General features: G+C 67.5%; 13 protein-coding genes. 7 read left to right on the forward strand and 6 right to left on the reverse strand.

From position 1 onward, the window contains the following. Positions 1–126 precede the first annotated feature (126 nt). The 4 genes from N7640_RS25295 (at position 127) to N7640_RS25310 (ending at position 4,601) form a co-directional block, all read left to right on the forward strand. Positions 127–2,574 carry a TonB-dependent siderophore receptor gene (locus N7640_RS25295; protein WP_279904084.1) on the forward strand — a complete coding sequence of 816 codons (2,448 nt, stop codon included), beginning with the start codon at positions 127–129 and terminating at the stop codon, positions 2,572–2,574. 155 nt (positions 2,575–2,729) lie between these two features. Further along, on the forward strand, positions 2,730–3,278 hold the full coding sequence (locus tag N7640_RS25300; protein ID WP_279904085.1) for a DNA-3-methyladenine glycosylase I: 549 nt from the start codon (positions 2,730–2,732) through the stop codon (positions 3,276–3,278). A 110-nt stretch (positions 3,279–3,388) separates the two neighbouring features. After that, positions 3,389–4,276 (forward strand): lysophospholipid acyltransferase, encoded by an 888-nt coding sequence (locus N7640_RS25305; RefSeq protein ID WP_220815832.1) that lies wholly within the window; start codon positions 3,389–3,391, stop codon positions 4,274–4,276. 58 nt (positions 4,277–4,334) lie between these two features. Beyond that, positions 4,335–4,601, forward strand: coding sequence for a PilZ domain-containing protein (locus N7640_RS25310; protein WP_279904086.1), 267 nt, complete (start codon positions 4,335–4,337; stop codon positions 4,599–4,601). Positions 4,602–4,633: 32 nt separating this feature from the next. On the opposite strand, the gene N7640_RS25315 is transcribed toward N7640_RS25310, so the two are convergent. The 5 genes from N7640_RS25315 to def all read right to left on the reverse strand — a co-directional run bounded on the left by N7640_RS25315 (position 4,634) and on the right by def (position 9,338). Next, positions 4,634–4,975: a tetratricopeptide repeat protein gene (locus N7640_RS25315; RefSeq protein WP_279904087.1), complete on the reverse strand. Its 342-nt coding sequence runs from the start codon at positions 4,973–4,975 to the stop codon at positions 4,634–4,636. Between the two features lie 25 nt (positions 4,976–5,000). Further along, positions 5,001–6,374 (reverse strand): Trk system potassium transporter TrkA, encoded by a 1,374-nt coding sequence (trkA, locus tag N7640_RS25320; protein ID WP_220815835.1) that lies wholly within the window; start codon positions 6,372–6,374, stop codon positions 5,001–5,003. A 13-nt stretch (positions 6,375–6,387) separates the two neighbouring features. Continuing rightward, positions 6,388–7,701, reverse strand: a complete 1,314-nt coding sequence (rsmB, locus tag N7640_RS25325; protein WP_279904088.1) for a 16S rRNA (cytosine(967)-C(5))-methyltransferase RsmB — start codon at positions 7,699–7,701, stop codon at positions 6,388–6,390. Then, positions 7,698–8,630, reverse strand: a complete 933-nt coding sequence (fmt, locus tag N7640_RS25330) for a methionyl-tRNA formyltransferase (protein WP_279904089.1) — start codon at positions 8,628–8,630, stop codon at positions 7,698–7,700. The genes rsmB and fmt overlap by 4 nt, the downstream gene beginning before the upstream one ends. A 201-nt stretch (positions 8,631–8,831) precedes the next feature. After that, entirely contained in the window at positions 8,832–9,338 is a 507-nt protein-coding gene (gene def / locus N7640_RS25335) for a peptide deformylase (protein WP_220815838.1), read from the reverse strand. A gap of 132 nt (positions 9,339–9,470) precedes the next feature. Between def and N7640_RS25340 the strand changes: the two genes are divergently transcribed. From N7640_RS25340 to N7640_RS25350, 3 genes are all read left to right on the forward strand, one after another. Next, positions 9,471–10,511, forward strand: a complete 1,041-nt coding sequence (locus N7640_RS25340) for a LysM peptidoglycan-binding domain-containing protein (RefSeq protein WP_220815839.1) — start codon at positions 9,471–9,473, stop codon at positions 10,509–10,511. 62 nt (positions 10,512–10,573) lie between these two features. Beyond that, the gene (gene dprA / locus N7640_RS25345) at positions 10,574–11,674 is read left to right on the forward strand and encodes a DNA-processing protein DprA (RefSeq protein WP_279904090.1); all 1,101 of its coding nucleotides are present in this window, start codon (positions 10,574–10,576) and stop codon (positions 11,672–11,674) included. Positions 11,675–11,705: 31 nt separating this feature from the next. Beyond that, positions 11,706–12,263 carry a Sua5/YciO/YrdC/YwlC family protein gene (locus N7640_RS25350; RefSeq protein WP_220815841.1) on the forward strand — a complete coding sequence of 186 codons (558 nt, stop codon included), beginning with the start codon at positions 11,706–11,708 and terminating at the stop codon, positions 12,261–12,263. A gap of 61 nt (positions 12,264–12,324) precedes the next feature. Here N7640_RS25350 and N7640_RS25355 read toward each other — a convergent pair. Then, on the reverse strand, positions 12,325–12,760 hold a 436-nt coding region (locus N7640_RS25355; protein ID WP_279906267.1), incomplete at its 5' end, for a TolC family protein.

A 12,760-nucleotide genomic window follows, 5' to 3' on the forward strand; every position in this document is an offset into this window, starting at 1 on the left:
TGGAACGCACCGAGGATGTGAACCAACAATATTTTCAGCAAGCCGGCAGGTTTTCCGTTCTCGCGTGGCCTAGGGGAAATCCCGCCTGTGTACGCGCGGGCAAAACCTGAAACGGAACCTCTGCCCATGATCCATCCTCTTCGCCCGCTGGCGCGCTCGATCGGCTACGCCACCGCTTCCAGCCTCAGCCTCGCCCTGCTTGCCGGGGCCGGCACCACCCTGCTCGCCAGCCCTGCTCTGGCGGCGGAAACCGCCGATCAGGTCCGCACCGTCGCCTTCGACGTGCCCGCTGGCCCGCTCGACCAGGCGCTCGGCCGTTTCGGCCGCCAGGCCGGCATCCCGCTGTCGACCAACGCCAGTCTCACCGCCGGCAAGCGCAGCTCCGGTGTGCAGGGCCGCTACGGCGTCGACGAAGGCCTCGCCCGCCTCCTCGCCGGCACCGGCCTGGCCAGCGCACGCCAGGCCGACGGCAGCTACCTGCTGATCGAGCGCGGCGAAGCGGGCGACGCCTTGGAGATCGGCGCGACCTCCATCAGCGGCAGCGCGGCGCTGGGTGCCACCACGGAGGGCAGCGGGTCCTATACCACCGGCGAGACCAGTGTCGGCACCAAGCTGCCGGCTTCGCTGCGCGAGACACCCCAGTCGGTGACGGTGGTCACCCGGCAACGCATGGACGACCAGAATCTGCAGAAGCTGGAGGACATCGCCACCTACACGCCCGGCCTGACACTGCGCAAGACGGGCGGTGAGCGCCCGGAGTTCTATTCCCGCGGCGCGGCCATGGACAACATCATGATCGACGGCCTGCCGGTGGCTTACGACAGCGACACACTGGGTACCTCGAGCCTGCCCATGTACGACCATGTGGAGGTCGTCCGTGGCGCCTCCGGGCTGATGGTCGGCGCGGGCAACCCGTCGGGAACCCTGAATCTGGTACGCAAGCGGCCCACCGACACGCCAAGGCTGTCCATCAGTGCCAGCGTCGGCCGTTGGGACGACTACCGAACCGAACTGGACGTCAGCAATCGGCTGGACAGCGCAGGCGACCTCCGCGGCCGCTTCGTCGCCGCGTATCAGGACCGCAACAGCTTCGTCGATGCCTACGGCAACAAGCGCCAGCTGTTCTACGGCATCGGCGAATACGACCTGGGCCCGGCGACCACCCTTACGCTCGGGGCCTACTACAACCGCGAGGACAATCCCGGCGCCGACTGGAACGGCCTGCCGACCCGGCCCGACGGCAGCTTCTTCGATTTCCCCCGCTCGACCCGTACCGCGCCGGACTGGACCTACTGGGACAAGGAGAATCGCAGCGTCTTCGCCGAGGTGGAGCATCGCTTCGACAACGACTGGAAGCTGCGCCTGAACGGCACCTGGCTGCGTGGCGACATGGAAATGCTCGGCGGCAGTTTCTACACCGACGAGAACGACGACTACCACCTGAACGTCGGTCGCTATACCTACCAGCACACCCAGAAGAGCTTCGACACCTACCTATCCGGTCCCTTCAGCCTGTTCGGCGCGACCCATGAGCTGGTCGTCGGCGCCAGCTTCCGCCGCGACGACACCGACGACGGCCCGGGTGGCCCGGGGATCGATACCGATGTCATCGTCGATCCGACCCGTTTCGACCCCAAGGCCTACGCCAAGCCGGCGATCGAGCACAACTGGTCGCGCGATGGCCGCGAGGAGCAATCCAGCACCTACGCCACGGCACGCTTCAACTTGCGCGAGGACCTGCGGCTGATCCTCGGCTCGCGCCTGGACTGGTACGACTACGAGCAGACCACCCACTCTGGCGGCTACACCTTTGGCGACGATTACAAGGCCACCCGCGAATACACGCCCTATGCCGGCCTGATCCACGACCTCGACGACACCTACTCGGTGTATGCCAGCTGGACCCGCATCTTCAAGCCCCAGGCTGCCCAGGACGCCGGCGGCAGTCTGCTGGAGCCGGTGACCGGCACCAACTACGAGGCGGGAATCAAGGGCGAGTACTTCGACGGCGCGCTCAACGCCAGCCTCGCGCTGTTCCAGCTAGTGCAGGAAAACCTGGCCAAGTCGTTGCCTTCCAGCCAGTGCAGCACGGGCATCAGCGCCTGCTACGAGGCCAGCGGCGAAGTCCGCACCCGCGGCATCGAACTGGAGCTCGGTGGCGAGCTGGCTGCCGGCTGGCAGGTTTCGGCGGGCTACACCTACGCCGGCGCCGAGTACACCAGGTCCACCGATTCGGCCAGCAAGGGCGACCGTTTCGACAGCGATACGCCCTACAACCTGTTCAAGGTCTTCACCACCTATCGCCTGCCTGGCGCGCTGGACAAGTGGACCGTGGGCGGTGGCTTTCGGACCCAGAGCGGTGCCTATACGAGCTTCGGTGTGAAGCAGGGCGGTTACAGCGTGAGCGACTTGATGCTGGGTTACCAACCGAGCCAGGAATGGCAGCTGCAGGCCAACCTGAACAACGCGTTCGACAAGCGCTACTACCAGAACATCAGCAACTCCTGGGGCGCCAACAGCTTCGGCGATCCACGCAGCCTGATGCTGACGGTGCGCTACAGCCCTTCGTTCTAGCTCCAGTAGCCTGATGAGTCGTAGGGTGCGCCGCGCGCACCGCCTCCAAGCCATCGCATGGCGCACCCTACGACGTTCCTGGGCTACTTAACTGGTTTTTTATACAGTCACTCACCTATAGTGGCGGCTCCGGTTTCCATGAGGACGGCTCCGCCATGCCCCGCTGCTTCTGGTGCAACGACGATCCCCTGTACATCGCCTACCACGACGAGGAATGGGGCGTGCCGCAGCGCGACCCGCAGTGGCTGTTCGAGATGCTGTTGCTGGAGGGCTTCCAGGCCGGGCTGTCGTGGATCACCGTGCTGAAGAAGCGCGAGCGCTACCGCCAGGTGCTGTTCGGCTTCGATCCCGAGCGCCTGGCGCGCATGAGCGACGAGGAGATCGAGGCGCTCATGCAGGACCCCGGCATCATCCGCAACCGCCTCAAGCTCAAGGCCGCGCGGCAGAACGCGCGGGCCTGGCTGCAGCTGGAGGACCCGGTGACCCTGCTCTGGTCCTTCGTCGGCGGCGCGCCGAAGATCAACCACTTCGTCGGGCGCGGCGAGGTGCCGGCCGTGACGCCGGAGGCCGAGGCCATGAGCAAGGCGCTGAAGAAGCGCGGCTTCACCTTCGTCGGCCCGACCATCTGCTATGCCTACATGCAGGCGGCGGGCATGGTCATGGATCACACCACCGACTGCGATCGCCACGCCGAGCTGTCGTAGCCGGAGACCATCCGGCCGCCGCCCGGGCCGGTATTCCCGAAACGCATGCAGGCCACTTCCGCTGCGTTCCGCGGCTACAATGCGGCCTTTTGCGCATTCGGGAGTTGCTCGTGGAGAAATTCAAAGGCGCCCTGGTCGTCGGCTTTCTGCGGTTGTTCGCCCTGCTGCCCTGGGGCGCCGTGCAGGCCGTGGGGTCCGCCATCGGCTGGCTGATGTGGAAGGTGCCCAACCGCTCGCGCGAGGTGGTGCGCATCAACCTCGCCAAGTGCTTCCCCGAACTCGACGAGGCGGCCCGCGAGCGACTGGTCGGCGAGACCCTGCGCGACATCGGCAAGACCTTCACCGAAAGCGCCTGCGCCTGGATCTGGCCGGTGGAGCGCACCCTCAAGCTGGTGCGCGAGGTAGAAGGGCTGGATGTCCTCCACGAGGCCCTGGCGTCCGGCAAGGGGGTGGTCGGCGTGGCCAGCCACCTGGGCAACTGGGAGGTCCTCAACCACTACTTTTGCACCCAGTGCAAACCGGTGATCTTCTACCGCCCGCCCAAGCTCAAGGCGGTCGACGAGCTGCTGCAGAAGCAGCGCGCCCAGCTGGGCAACCGGGTCGCCGCCTCGACCAAGGAAGGCATCCTCAGCGTGATCAAGGAGGTGCGCCGCGGTGGCGTGGTGGGCATCCCCGCCGATCCGGAGCCCAGCCTTTCCGCCGGAGTCTTCGTGCCCTTCTGTGCGATCCAGGCGCTGACCAGCAAGTTCGTGCCCGGCATGCTCGCCGGCGGCAAGGCCCGTGGCGTGCTGCTCAACGCGATACGGCTGCCGGACAACAGCGGCTTCAAGGTGATCTTCGAGGCCGTGCCGGACGACATGTACAGCGAAGACCCGCAGGTGTCCGCCGCGGCCATGAGTCGCGAGCTGGAGCGCTACGTGCGCGCGTACCCGAGCCAGTACCTGTGGAGCATGAAGCGTTTCAAGAAGCGCCCGGCCGGCGAGAAGAAGTGGTATTGATGCCGCGACCGATAGCTATTACCGTCAGAGCCATCTTCCCGCCCGGAACAGGACAGGCATGGACAACAAGCGCGAGCACAACCGAACCCCGCTGAAGGTCCAGCTGCGCATCGACCATCCGGTCCATGGGCGGATGATGGTGACGACCCGCGATATCTCGGAAAGCGGGGTGTTCGTGGTGATAGACGACGCCCAGAGCCTGCTGCAGATCGGTGAAATCGTCAGCGGCCAGGTCCAGGGCCTACCGGTGGAGGCGCCCGTGGTGCAGATGCAGGTGGTGCGCTTCGAACCGAGCGGCGTGGGGCTGATCTTCAAGCGGGACTGACCCGTTCTCCCTGACCCCTCCGCTCCGGCGCCCTACTCCCCCTGTTCCCGCTCGCTGGCGGCCGCCTTCTCCAGGCGCCGCAGGAACACGGTCATTTCCTTCTCCGTCTGCTTGTCGCCGCGCTTGCGCGCCACTTCCAGCCCGTTGTGCCAGGCCTGGCGCGCCTCTTCGAGCATGCCCTGGCGCTGGCAGGCCTGGCCCAGCAGCTTCCAGGCCGCGGAGTAGTTGGGGTCGAAGCCCAGGCACTTCTGCAGGTGCTCGGCGGCGCGCTCGGCATCGCCGCCGTCGAGGTAGGTCTTGCCCAGGCCGAAGCGCAGCAGGGCGTTGTCCACCCCGCGGGTCAGCAGTCTTTCCAGTGAGTCCGGCGTCGTCATGCCCTGGCCTCGGCGAAATGCCCTGTCAGAAGAAGGTCAGACCGACCTGGAACAGGCGTTCCACGTCGCGGATGTACTTCTTGTCGACGAGGAACAGTATCACGTGGTCGCCCGAGGCGATCACCGTGTCGTCGTGGGCGATCAGCACTTCCTCGTCGCGGATCACTGCGCCGATGGTCGTGCCCGGCGGCAGGGCGATTTCCTCGATCATCTTGCCGACCACCTTGCTCGAACGGGCGTCGCCGTGGGCGATGGCCTCGATGGCCTCGGCGGCACCACGGCGCAGGCTGTGTACGCTCTCGATGTCGCCGCGGCGCACGTGGGTCAGCAGGGTGCCGATGGTGGCCAGCTGCGGGCTGATGGCGATGTCGATGTCGCCGCCCTGCACCAGGTCGACATAGGCCGGGTTGTTGATGATGGTCATCACCTTGCGCGCGCCCAGGCGCTTGGCCAGCAACGAGGACATGATGTTGGCCTCGTCGTCGTTGGTCAGGGCGAGGAAGATGTCGGCCTCGTTGATGTTCTCCTCCACCAGCAGGTCGCGGTCGGAGGCGCTGCCCTGCAGCACGATGGTGCTTTCCAGGTTGTCCGAGAGGTAGCGGCAGCGCGCCGGGTTCATCTCGATGATTTTCACCTGGTAGCGGCTCTCGATGGCCTCGGCCAGGCGCTCGCCGATGTGCCCGCCGCCGGCGATGACGATGCGCTTGTAGCTGTCCTCAAGGCGGCGCAACTCGCTCATTACCGCGCGGATGTGCGCCTTGGCGGCGATGAAGAACACCTCGTCGTCGGCTTCGATCACTGTGTCGCCCTGGGGCATGATCGGCCGGTTGCGGCGGAAGATGGCCGCGACGCGGGTGTCGACGTTGGGCATGTGCTCGCGCAACTGGCGCAGCTGCTGGCCGACCAGCGGGCCGCCGTAGTAGGCCTTGACCGCCACCAGCTGGGCCTTGCCCTCGGCGAAGTCGATCACCTGCAGGGCGCCGGGGTACTCGATCAGGCGCTTGATGTAGTTGGTCACCACCTGTTCGGGGCTGATCAGCACGTCGACCGGGATGGCCTCGTTGTCGAACAGCGCTTCGCGGGTCAGGTAGGCCGATTCGCGCACCCGGGCGATCTTGGTCGGGGTGTGGAACAGGGTGTAGGCCACCTGGCAGGCGACCATGTTGGTCTCGTCGCTGTTGGTCACCGCCACCAGCATGTCGGCGTCGTCGGCGCCGGCCTGGCGCAGCACGGTGGGGAAGGAGCCGCGGCCGACCACGGTGCGGATGTCCAGACGGTCGCCGAGGTCGCGTAGGCGGTCGCCGTCGGTGTCGACCACGGTGATGTCGTTGGCCTCGCTGGCCAGGTGCTCTGCCAGGGTCCCGCCGACCTGGCCGGCGCCGAGAATGATGATCTTCATGCGGACTCTTTCCTCAGCCGCGCGGTGCTGCGGCGATCTTGATCAGCTTGGCATAGTAGAAGCCGTCGTGGCCGTCGACCTGGGGCAGCAGCTGGCGGCCGTGGGTCTGCTTGAGGCCGAAGGCGCCGGGGATGTCCAGTTCGCGGGTGCCCGGCGTGCGCTGCAGGAACGCGGCGATGTTGTCGCGGTTCTCCTCCGGCAGCACCGAGCAGGTGGCGTAGAGCAGCACGCCGCCGACCTCCAGGGTCGGCCACAGGGCATCGAGCAGCTCGCCCTGCAGGGTGGCGAGGGCGGTGATGTCGTCGGCCTGGCGGGTCAGCTTGATGTCCGGATGGCGGCGGATCACGCCGGTGGCCGAACAGGGCGCGTCGAGCAGGATGCGCTGGAACGGCTTGCCGTCCCACCAGGCGGCCACGTCGCGGCCATCGGCGGCGACCAGGGTGGCGTCGAGCCGCAGGCGGTCGAGGTTTTCCTGCACTCGGGCCAGGCGCGCCGGCTCCAGATCCAGGGCGACGGCTTCCTTCAGGCCCGGCTCGGCTTCGAGCAGGTGGCAGGTCTTGCCGCCGGGTGCGGCGCAGGCATCCAGCACGCGCTGGCCGGGCGCCAGGTCGAACAGGTCGGCGGCCAGCTGGGCGGCCTCGTCCTGCACGCTGACACGACCTTCCATGAAGCCCGGCAGGGTCTTCACGTCGCAGGGTTGCAGCAGGCGGATACCGTCGCGGCTAAAGGTGCAGGGCTCGGCCTCGATGCCGGCGCCGCGCAGCTCGGCCAAGTAGTCGTCGCGGCTGCCGTGGCGGCGATTGACCCGCAGGATCAGTGGCGGGTGCTCGTTGTTGGCGGCACAGATCGCCTGCCAGTGCTCTGGCCAGTCAGCCTTCAGGCGCTTCTGCAGCCAGCGCGGGTGCGCGGTGTGCAGCACCGGGTCGCGGTCCAGTTCGGCGAACAGCGCCTCATGATCGCGCTGGGCATTGCGCAGCACGGCGTTGAGCAGGCCCTTGAGCGAGGGCTTCTTCAGTTTGTCGACGCAGGCCACCGTCTCGCCGATGGCGGCGTGGGCCGGGATGCGGGTGTGCAGCAGTTGGTAAAGGCCGACCAGCAGCAGCGCCTCGACATCGCGGTCGGCGGCCTTGAACGGCTTCTGCAGCAGCTTGTCGGCGAGCAGCGCCAGGCGCGGTTGCCAGCGCGCGGTGCCGAAGGCCAGGTCCTGGGCGAGCGCCCGGTCGCGTGGCTCGACCCGGTCCAGCAGCGGCGGCAGGCTGCTGCCCAGCGACGCCTTGCCATTGAGCACGGCGGCCAGCGCGCGGGCGGCGGCCAGGCGAGGGTTCATTGACCGAGCACCAGGCCGGGGGCGAACTGCTCGCGGCGGCTGTTGTACAGGTCGGCGAAGGCCAGCGGCTTGCCGCCGGGCAGCTGCAGGCGGGTCAGGCGCAGGGCGCCGTCGCCACAGGCGACGGTCAGGCCGGTCTTGTCGGCGGCCAGCACGGTGCCGGGCGCGCCCCTGCCCTCACCCGGTTCGGCCGCGTGAACCTTGAGCGCTTCGCCATTCAGGGTGCTGTGGCAGATCGGCCAGGGATTGAAGGCGCGGACCAGACGCTCCAGCTCGACGGCCGGGCGGTTCCAGTCGAGGCGCGCCTCGTCCTTGTTCAGCTTGTGCGCGTAGGTCGCCAGGCTGTCGTCCTGCACTTCGCCGCGCAGCTCACCGGCAGTCAGTTTGTCCACGGCCTCGACCACCGCCTGGGAGCCCAGCTCGGCCAGGCGGTCGTGCAGGCTGCCGCCGGTGTCGTCGGCGGTGATGGTGGTGGTGACCTTGAGCAGCATGGGGCCGGTGTCCAGGCCCGCCTCCATCTGCATCACGGTAACGCCGCTGCTGGCGTCGCCGGCCTCGATGGCGCGCTGGATCGGCGCCGCGCCGCGCCAGCGCGGCAGCAGCGAGGCATGGCTGTTGATGCAGCCCAGGCGCGGAGTATCCAGCACCACCTGGGGCAGGATCAGACCGTAGGCCACCACCACCATCAGGTCGGGCCGGAGGGCAGCCAGTTCGGCCTGGGCAGCCGGGTCGCGCAGGGTCTGCGGCTGGTATACGGCGATATCGTGTTGCAGGGCCAGCTGCTTGACCGGGCTGGGCATCAGCCTCTGCCCGCGGCCGGCCGGCCGGTCCGGCTGGGTATACACGGCGATGATCTCGCGGCCCGCATCGAGCAGGGCCTGCAGGTGCTGGGCGGCGAATTCCGGGGTGCCGGCAAAGATGGTGCGCATGGATCACTCACTGCTGAAAAGAAAAAGGCTTGCCTTCCAGGCTACGTGAGAACTGCTGCGCTCGGTTATGCCGCGTCAAAAACAGACTCGGAATGCTCATGTACAACTCGTACACTCCGCTTCCTCGCCTGTTTTTTCCTTGCCTAACCTTCGCTCGCGACGTTCTCACGCAGCCTGGGGCAAGCCTTTGGGAGTCGTGGATCAAGCCTGCTGGCGGTGCTGTTTTTCCAGCTTCTTCTTGATCCGGTCGCGCTTGAGGCTGGACAGGTAGTCGACGAACAGCTTGCCGTTGAGGTGATCGCACTCGTGCTGGATGCACACGGCGAGCAGGCCTTCGGCGATCAGTTCGTAGGGCGTGCCGTCGCGGTCCTGCGCCTTGATCTTCACCTTCTGCGGCCGGTCGACGTTCTCGTAGAAGCCCGGGACGGAGAGGCAGCCTTCCTGGTACTGGTCCATCTGTTCGGTCAGCGACTCGAACTCGGGGTTGATGAACACCCGCGGCTCGGACTTGTCCTCGGACAGATCCATCACCACCACACGCTTGTGCACGTTGATCTGGGTGGCCGCCAGGCCGATGCCGGGCGCGGCGTACATGGTCTCGAACATGTCGTCGATCAGCTGGGACAACGCCGCGTCGAAGACAGTCACCGGCTTGGCGATGGTGCGCAGGCGCGGATCGGGGAATTCGAGGATGTTGAGTATCGCCATGGCTGTTTGTGATGCACTTGTGGAATAAAGTAAAAAACCGCTGCTAAGATGATGAGCAGCTTGAAAAACGGCTCAGAGGCCGCTGGTTCTGCGGCTTACAGGCGCCAGCCACATAATAAAGGGATTCACCGCATGAGGAAATCACTACTCGCCCTGCTGCTGGTCGCCGCGGGCGGTCTGGCCCAGGCCGGCCTGGTCCAGGCAGAAGTCCAGCTCAAGGAAGGCCACCCGGACCGTTACACAGTGGTCAAGGGTGATACCTTGTGGGATATCTCCGGCAAGTTCCTCAGCAAGCCCTGGAAGTGGCCCGAGCTGTGGCATGCCAACCCGCAGATCGAGAATCCTCACCTGATCTACCCGGGCGACACCCTCAGCCTGGTCTACATCGACGGCCAGCCGCGCCTGGTGCTCAACCGTGGCGAATCCCGCGGCACCATCAAGCTGTCGCCCAAGGTACGCAGCACCCCGCTGGCCGAAGCCATCCCGACCATCCCGCTGGATGCGATAAACAGCTTCCTACTGACCAACCGCATCGTCGACTCGGCCGAGGAGTTCACCGGCAAGCCCTACATCGTGGCCGGCCAGCAGGAGAGCGTCATCAGCGGTGCCGGCAACCGGGTCTACGCCCGCGGCAGCTTCGAGGAAGGCCAGAACATCCTCGGCATCTTCCGCCAGGGCAAGTCCTACACCGACCCGGACACCAAGGAATTCCTCGGCATCAACGCCGATGACATCGGCACCGGCGAGATCGTCGCGGAAGAGGGCGACATCGCCACCCTCAACCTGACGCGCTCCACCCAGGAAGTACGCCTGGGTGACCGCCTGTTTCCGACCGAAGAGCGTGCGATCAACTCCACCTTCGTGCCGAGCGAGCCGCCGACCGACGTCAATGGTGTGATCCTCGATGTACCGCGTGGCGTGGCCCGCGTCGGCCAGTACGACGTGGTGACCATCAACAAGGGCAAGATCGACGGCCTGAGCGAAGGCAACGTGCTGGCGATCTACAAGACCGGTGAAACCGTGCGCGACCGCGTCAGCGGCGAGTCGGTGAAGATTCCGGACGAGCGCTCCGGCCTGCTGATGGTGTTCCGCACCTACGAGAAGCTCAGCTACGGCCTGGTGCTGTACGCCACCCGCGACCTGGCGGTGATGGACAAGGTGAAGAACCCGTAACACCCGGAACCCCCGCCCTCGCGGGGGTTCTGCTTTTCAGTGGCACGATCAGGGACGATCGCATGCACCACCTCTCTCCCTCCGAACTGGAGGCGCGGTTGCGTCTCCACCTTCTGCCGGAACTGGGGCCGCGGCGCTTCCGCCGCCTGCTGCAGGCCTTCGGCAACGCTTCCGCCGCACTCAGCGCGCCCGCCTCGGCCTGGCGTTCGCTCGGCCTGCCGGCCGTCTGTGCCGAACCCAGGCGCAGCGCCGAGATACGCGAGCGTGCCATGGCCGCCCTGCGCTGGCTGGAGCGCCCCGGCCAGTCCCTGTTGATGTGGGACGATTCGGGCTACCCCGCGCTGCTGGCGGAGCTGAACGATGCCCCGCCGCTGCTGTTCGTCGCCGGCTCACCTGCTCTGCTCGAGCGCCCGCAACTGGCGATGGTCGGCAGTCGGCGCGCGTCGCGTCCCGGCCTCGACACCGCGGGCGCCTTCGCCCGCAGCCTGGCCGGTGGCGGCTTCGTGATCACCAGCGGCCTGGCGCTGGGCATCGACGGAGCCGCCCACGAAGGTGCGCTGGAGGTGGGCGGAGGCACCGTCGCGGTGCTGGGGACCGGCCTGGAGCATATCTATCCGCTGCGCCATGCCGGCCTGGCCGCGCGCATCATCGATCAGGGCGGCGCACTGGTTTCCGAACTGCCGCTGGACTGCCCGCCCCAGGCCAGCAACTTTCCACGGCGCAACCGGATCATCAGCGGCCTGTCCCTGGGCGTGCTGGTGGTGGAGGCCAGCCCGTCCAGCGGTTCGCTGATCACGGCCCGCCTGGCGGCCGAACAGGGTCGCGAGGTCTACGCGATTCCCGGCTCGATCCACCACCCCGGCGCGCGGGGCTGTCACCAGCTCCTGCGCGAGGGAGCGACTCTGGTGGAGAGCGTCGAGGACATCCTGCAGGCGCTGCAGGGCTGGCAGCGGCTCGCGCCGGCCGAGGGAGAACCGCCCGCTTCCCCGGACCACCCGCTGCTGGAGCAATTGCGCGCCGCGCCCCACACCAGCGAGGCACTGGCCCTGGCCTGTGGGCTCGAACTGGGCGAGACCCTGGCCGCGCTGACCGAGCTGGAACTGGAAGGGCTGATCGTCTGCGAGGCCGGGCGCTGGGTACACCGCGCCGTCCGAGCTGGGTAAACTCGCCGCCAGATCAGACGCGGGGGCGATCATGCACAGCAGTTGGCGGGTACGAAACGTGGCGCGGGTAGTGCGGGCGGGCGGCGTCATCGCCTATCCCACCGAGGCCGTCTGGGGCTTGGGCTGCGACCCCTGGAACGAAGCCGCGGTGGACCGCCTGCTGGCGCTCAAGGACCGCCCGGTGCACAAGGGGCTGATCGTGGTTGCCGACAGCATCCACCAGTTCGACTTCCTGCTCGACGACCTGCCCGAGCGCTGGATCGACCGGCTCGCCAGCACCTGGCCCGGCCCCAACACCTGGCTGGTGCCACACCGCGACCGCCTGCCCGAGTGGGTCACCGGCCAGCACGACAGCGTGGCCCTGCGGGTCAGCGACCATCCCCTGGTACGGGAACTCTGCGCCCTGGTCGGCCCGCTGATCTCCACCTCCGCGAACCCCGCCGGCCGCCCGGCCGCCCGCAGCCGCCTGCGGGTGGAACAGTACTTCCCGCGCCAGCTGGACGCTGTGCTGGGCGGCGAATTGGGCGGCCGCAAGAACCCCAGCCTCATCCGCGATCTGCGCACGGGGGATGTGATTCGGCCTTCTTGAGCAACGCCCTGGCAAGCCGGGAGCAGTGCGCATGGCGCACCCTACCCTGTCCCTCGGTCGGCTAGTTGTCTTCGTACCGCCAGCCACCGCCCAAGGCCCGGGCTAGGGCCACGCCGGTCTGTAGGCGGGCCAGGCGGAGTTGGGCGCTCTGGTCTTCGGCGGCGTAGAGGGTGCGCTGGGCGTCGAGGAGGTTGAGCAGGTCGTCGGCGCCGGCGCGGTAGCGTTGTTCGGCCAGGCGCAGGGCGCGTTCGGCCTGGGCCTGGACTTCCTGCTGGGCCTGCCACTGAGCGTCGACGCCGGCGCCGGCGTTGAGCGCCACCTGCACGTCGGCGAAGGCCTCGACGATGCTCTTGCGGTAGTCGGCCAGCAGTTCCTCGCGGCGCGCGGCGCTGCGGTCGCGTTCGGCGGCGAGGGCGCCGCCGTCGAAGATCGGCGCGGCCAGGGCGGCAGCCAGGGAGTACACCGGGTCGGCGAAGAGCCGGCTCAGGCGGTTGGCC

This window comes from Pseudomonas sp. GD04015, from assembly GCF_029837675.1.
In the GTDB taxonomy this organism is placed as follows: Bacteria; Pseudomonadota; Gammaproteobacteria; order Pseudomonadales; family Pseudomonadaceae; genus Aquipseudomonas; species Aquipseudomonas paralcaligenes.

Coding starts and splice junctions, on each gene's coding strand:
- N7640_RS25295 (WP_279904084.1), top strand. CDS start 127: ATGATCCATCCTCTTCGCCCGCTGGCGCGCTCGATCGGCTACGCCACC.
- N7640_RS25300 (WP_279904085.1), top strand. CDS start 2,730: ATGCCCCGCTGCTTCTGGTGCAACGACGATCCCCTGTACATCGCCTAC.
- N7640_RS25310 (WP_279904086.1), top strand. CDS start 4,335: ATGGACAACAAGCGCGAGCACAACCGAACCCCGCTGAAGGTCCAGCTG.
- N7640_RS25315 (WP_279904087.1), bottom strand. CDS start 4,975: ATGACGACGCCGGACTCACTGGAAAGACTGCTGACCCGCGGGGTGGAC.
- trkA (WP_220815835.1), bottom strand. CDS start 6,374: ATGAAGATCATCATTCTCGGCGCCGGCCAGGTCGGCGGGACCCTGGCA.
- rsmB (WP_279904088.1), bottom strand. CDS start 7,701: ATGAACCCTCGCCTGGCCGCCGCCCGCGCGCTGGCCGCCGTGCTCAAT.
- fmt (WP_279904089.1), bottom strand. CDS start 8,630: ATGCGCACCATCTTTGCCGGCACCCCGGAATTCGCCGCCCAGCACCTG.
- def (WP_220815838.1), bottom strand. CDS start 9,338: ATGGCGATACTCAACATCCTCGAATTCCCCGATCCGCGCCTGCGCACC.
- N7640_RS25340 (WP_220815839.1), top strand. CDS start 9,471: ATGAGGAAATCACTACTCGCCCTGCTGCTGGTCGCCGCGGGCGGTCTG.
- dprA (WP_279904090.1), top strand. CDS start 10,574: ATGCACCACCTCTCTCCCTCCGAACTGGAGGCGCGGTTGCGTCTCCAC.
- N7640_RS25350 (WP_220815841.1), top strand. CDS start 11,706: ATGCACAGCAGTTGGCGGGTACGAAACGTGGCGCGGGTAGTGCGGGCG.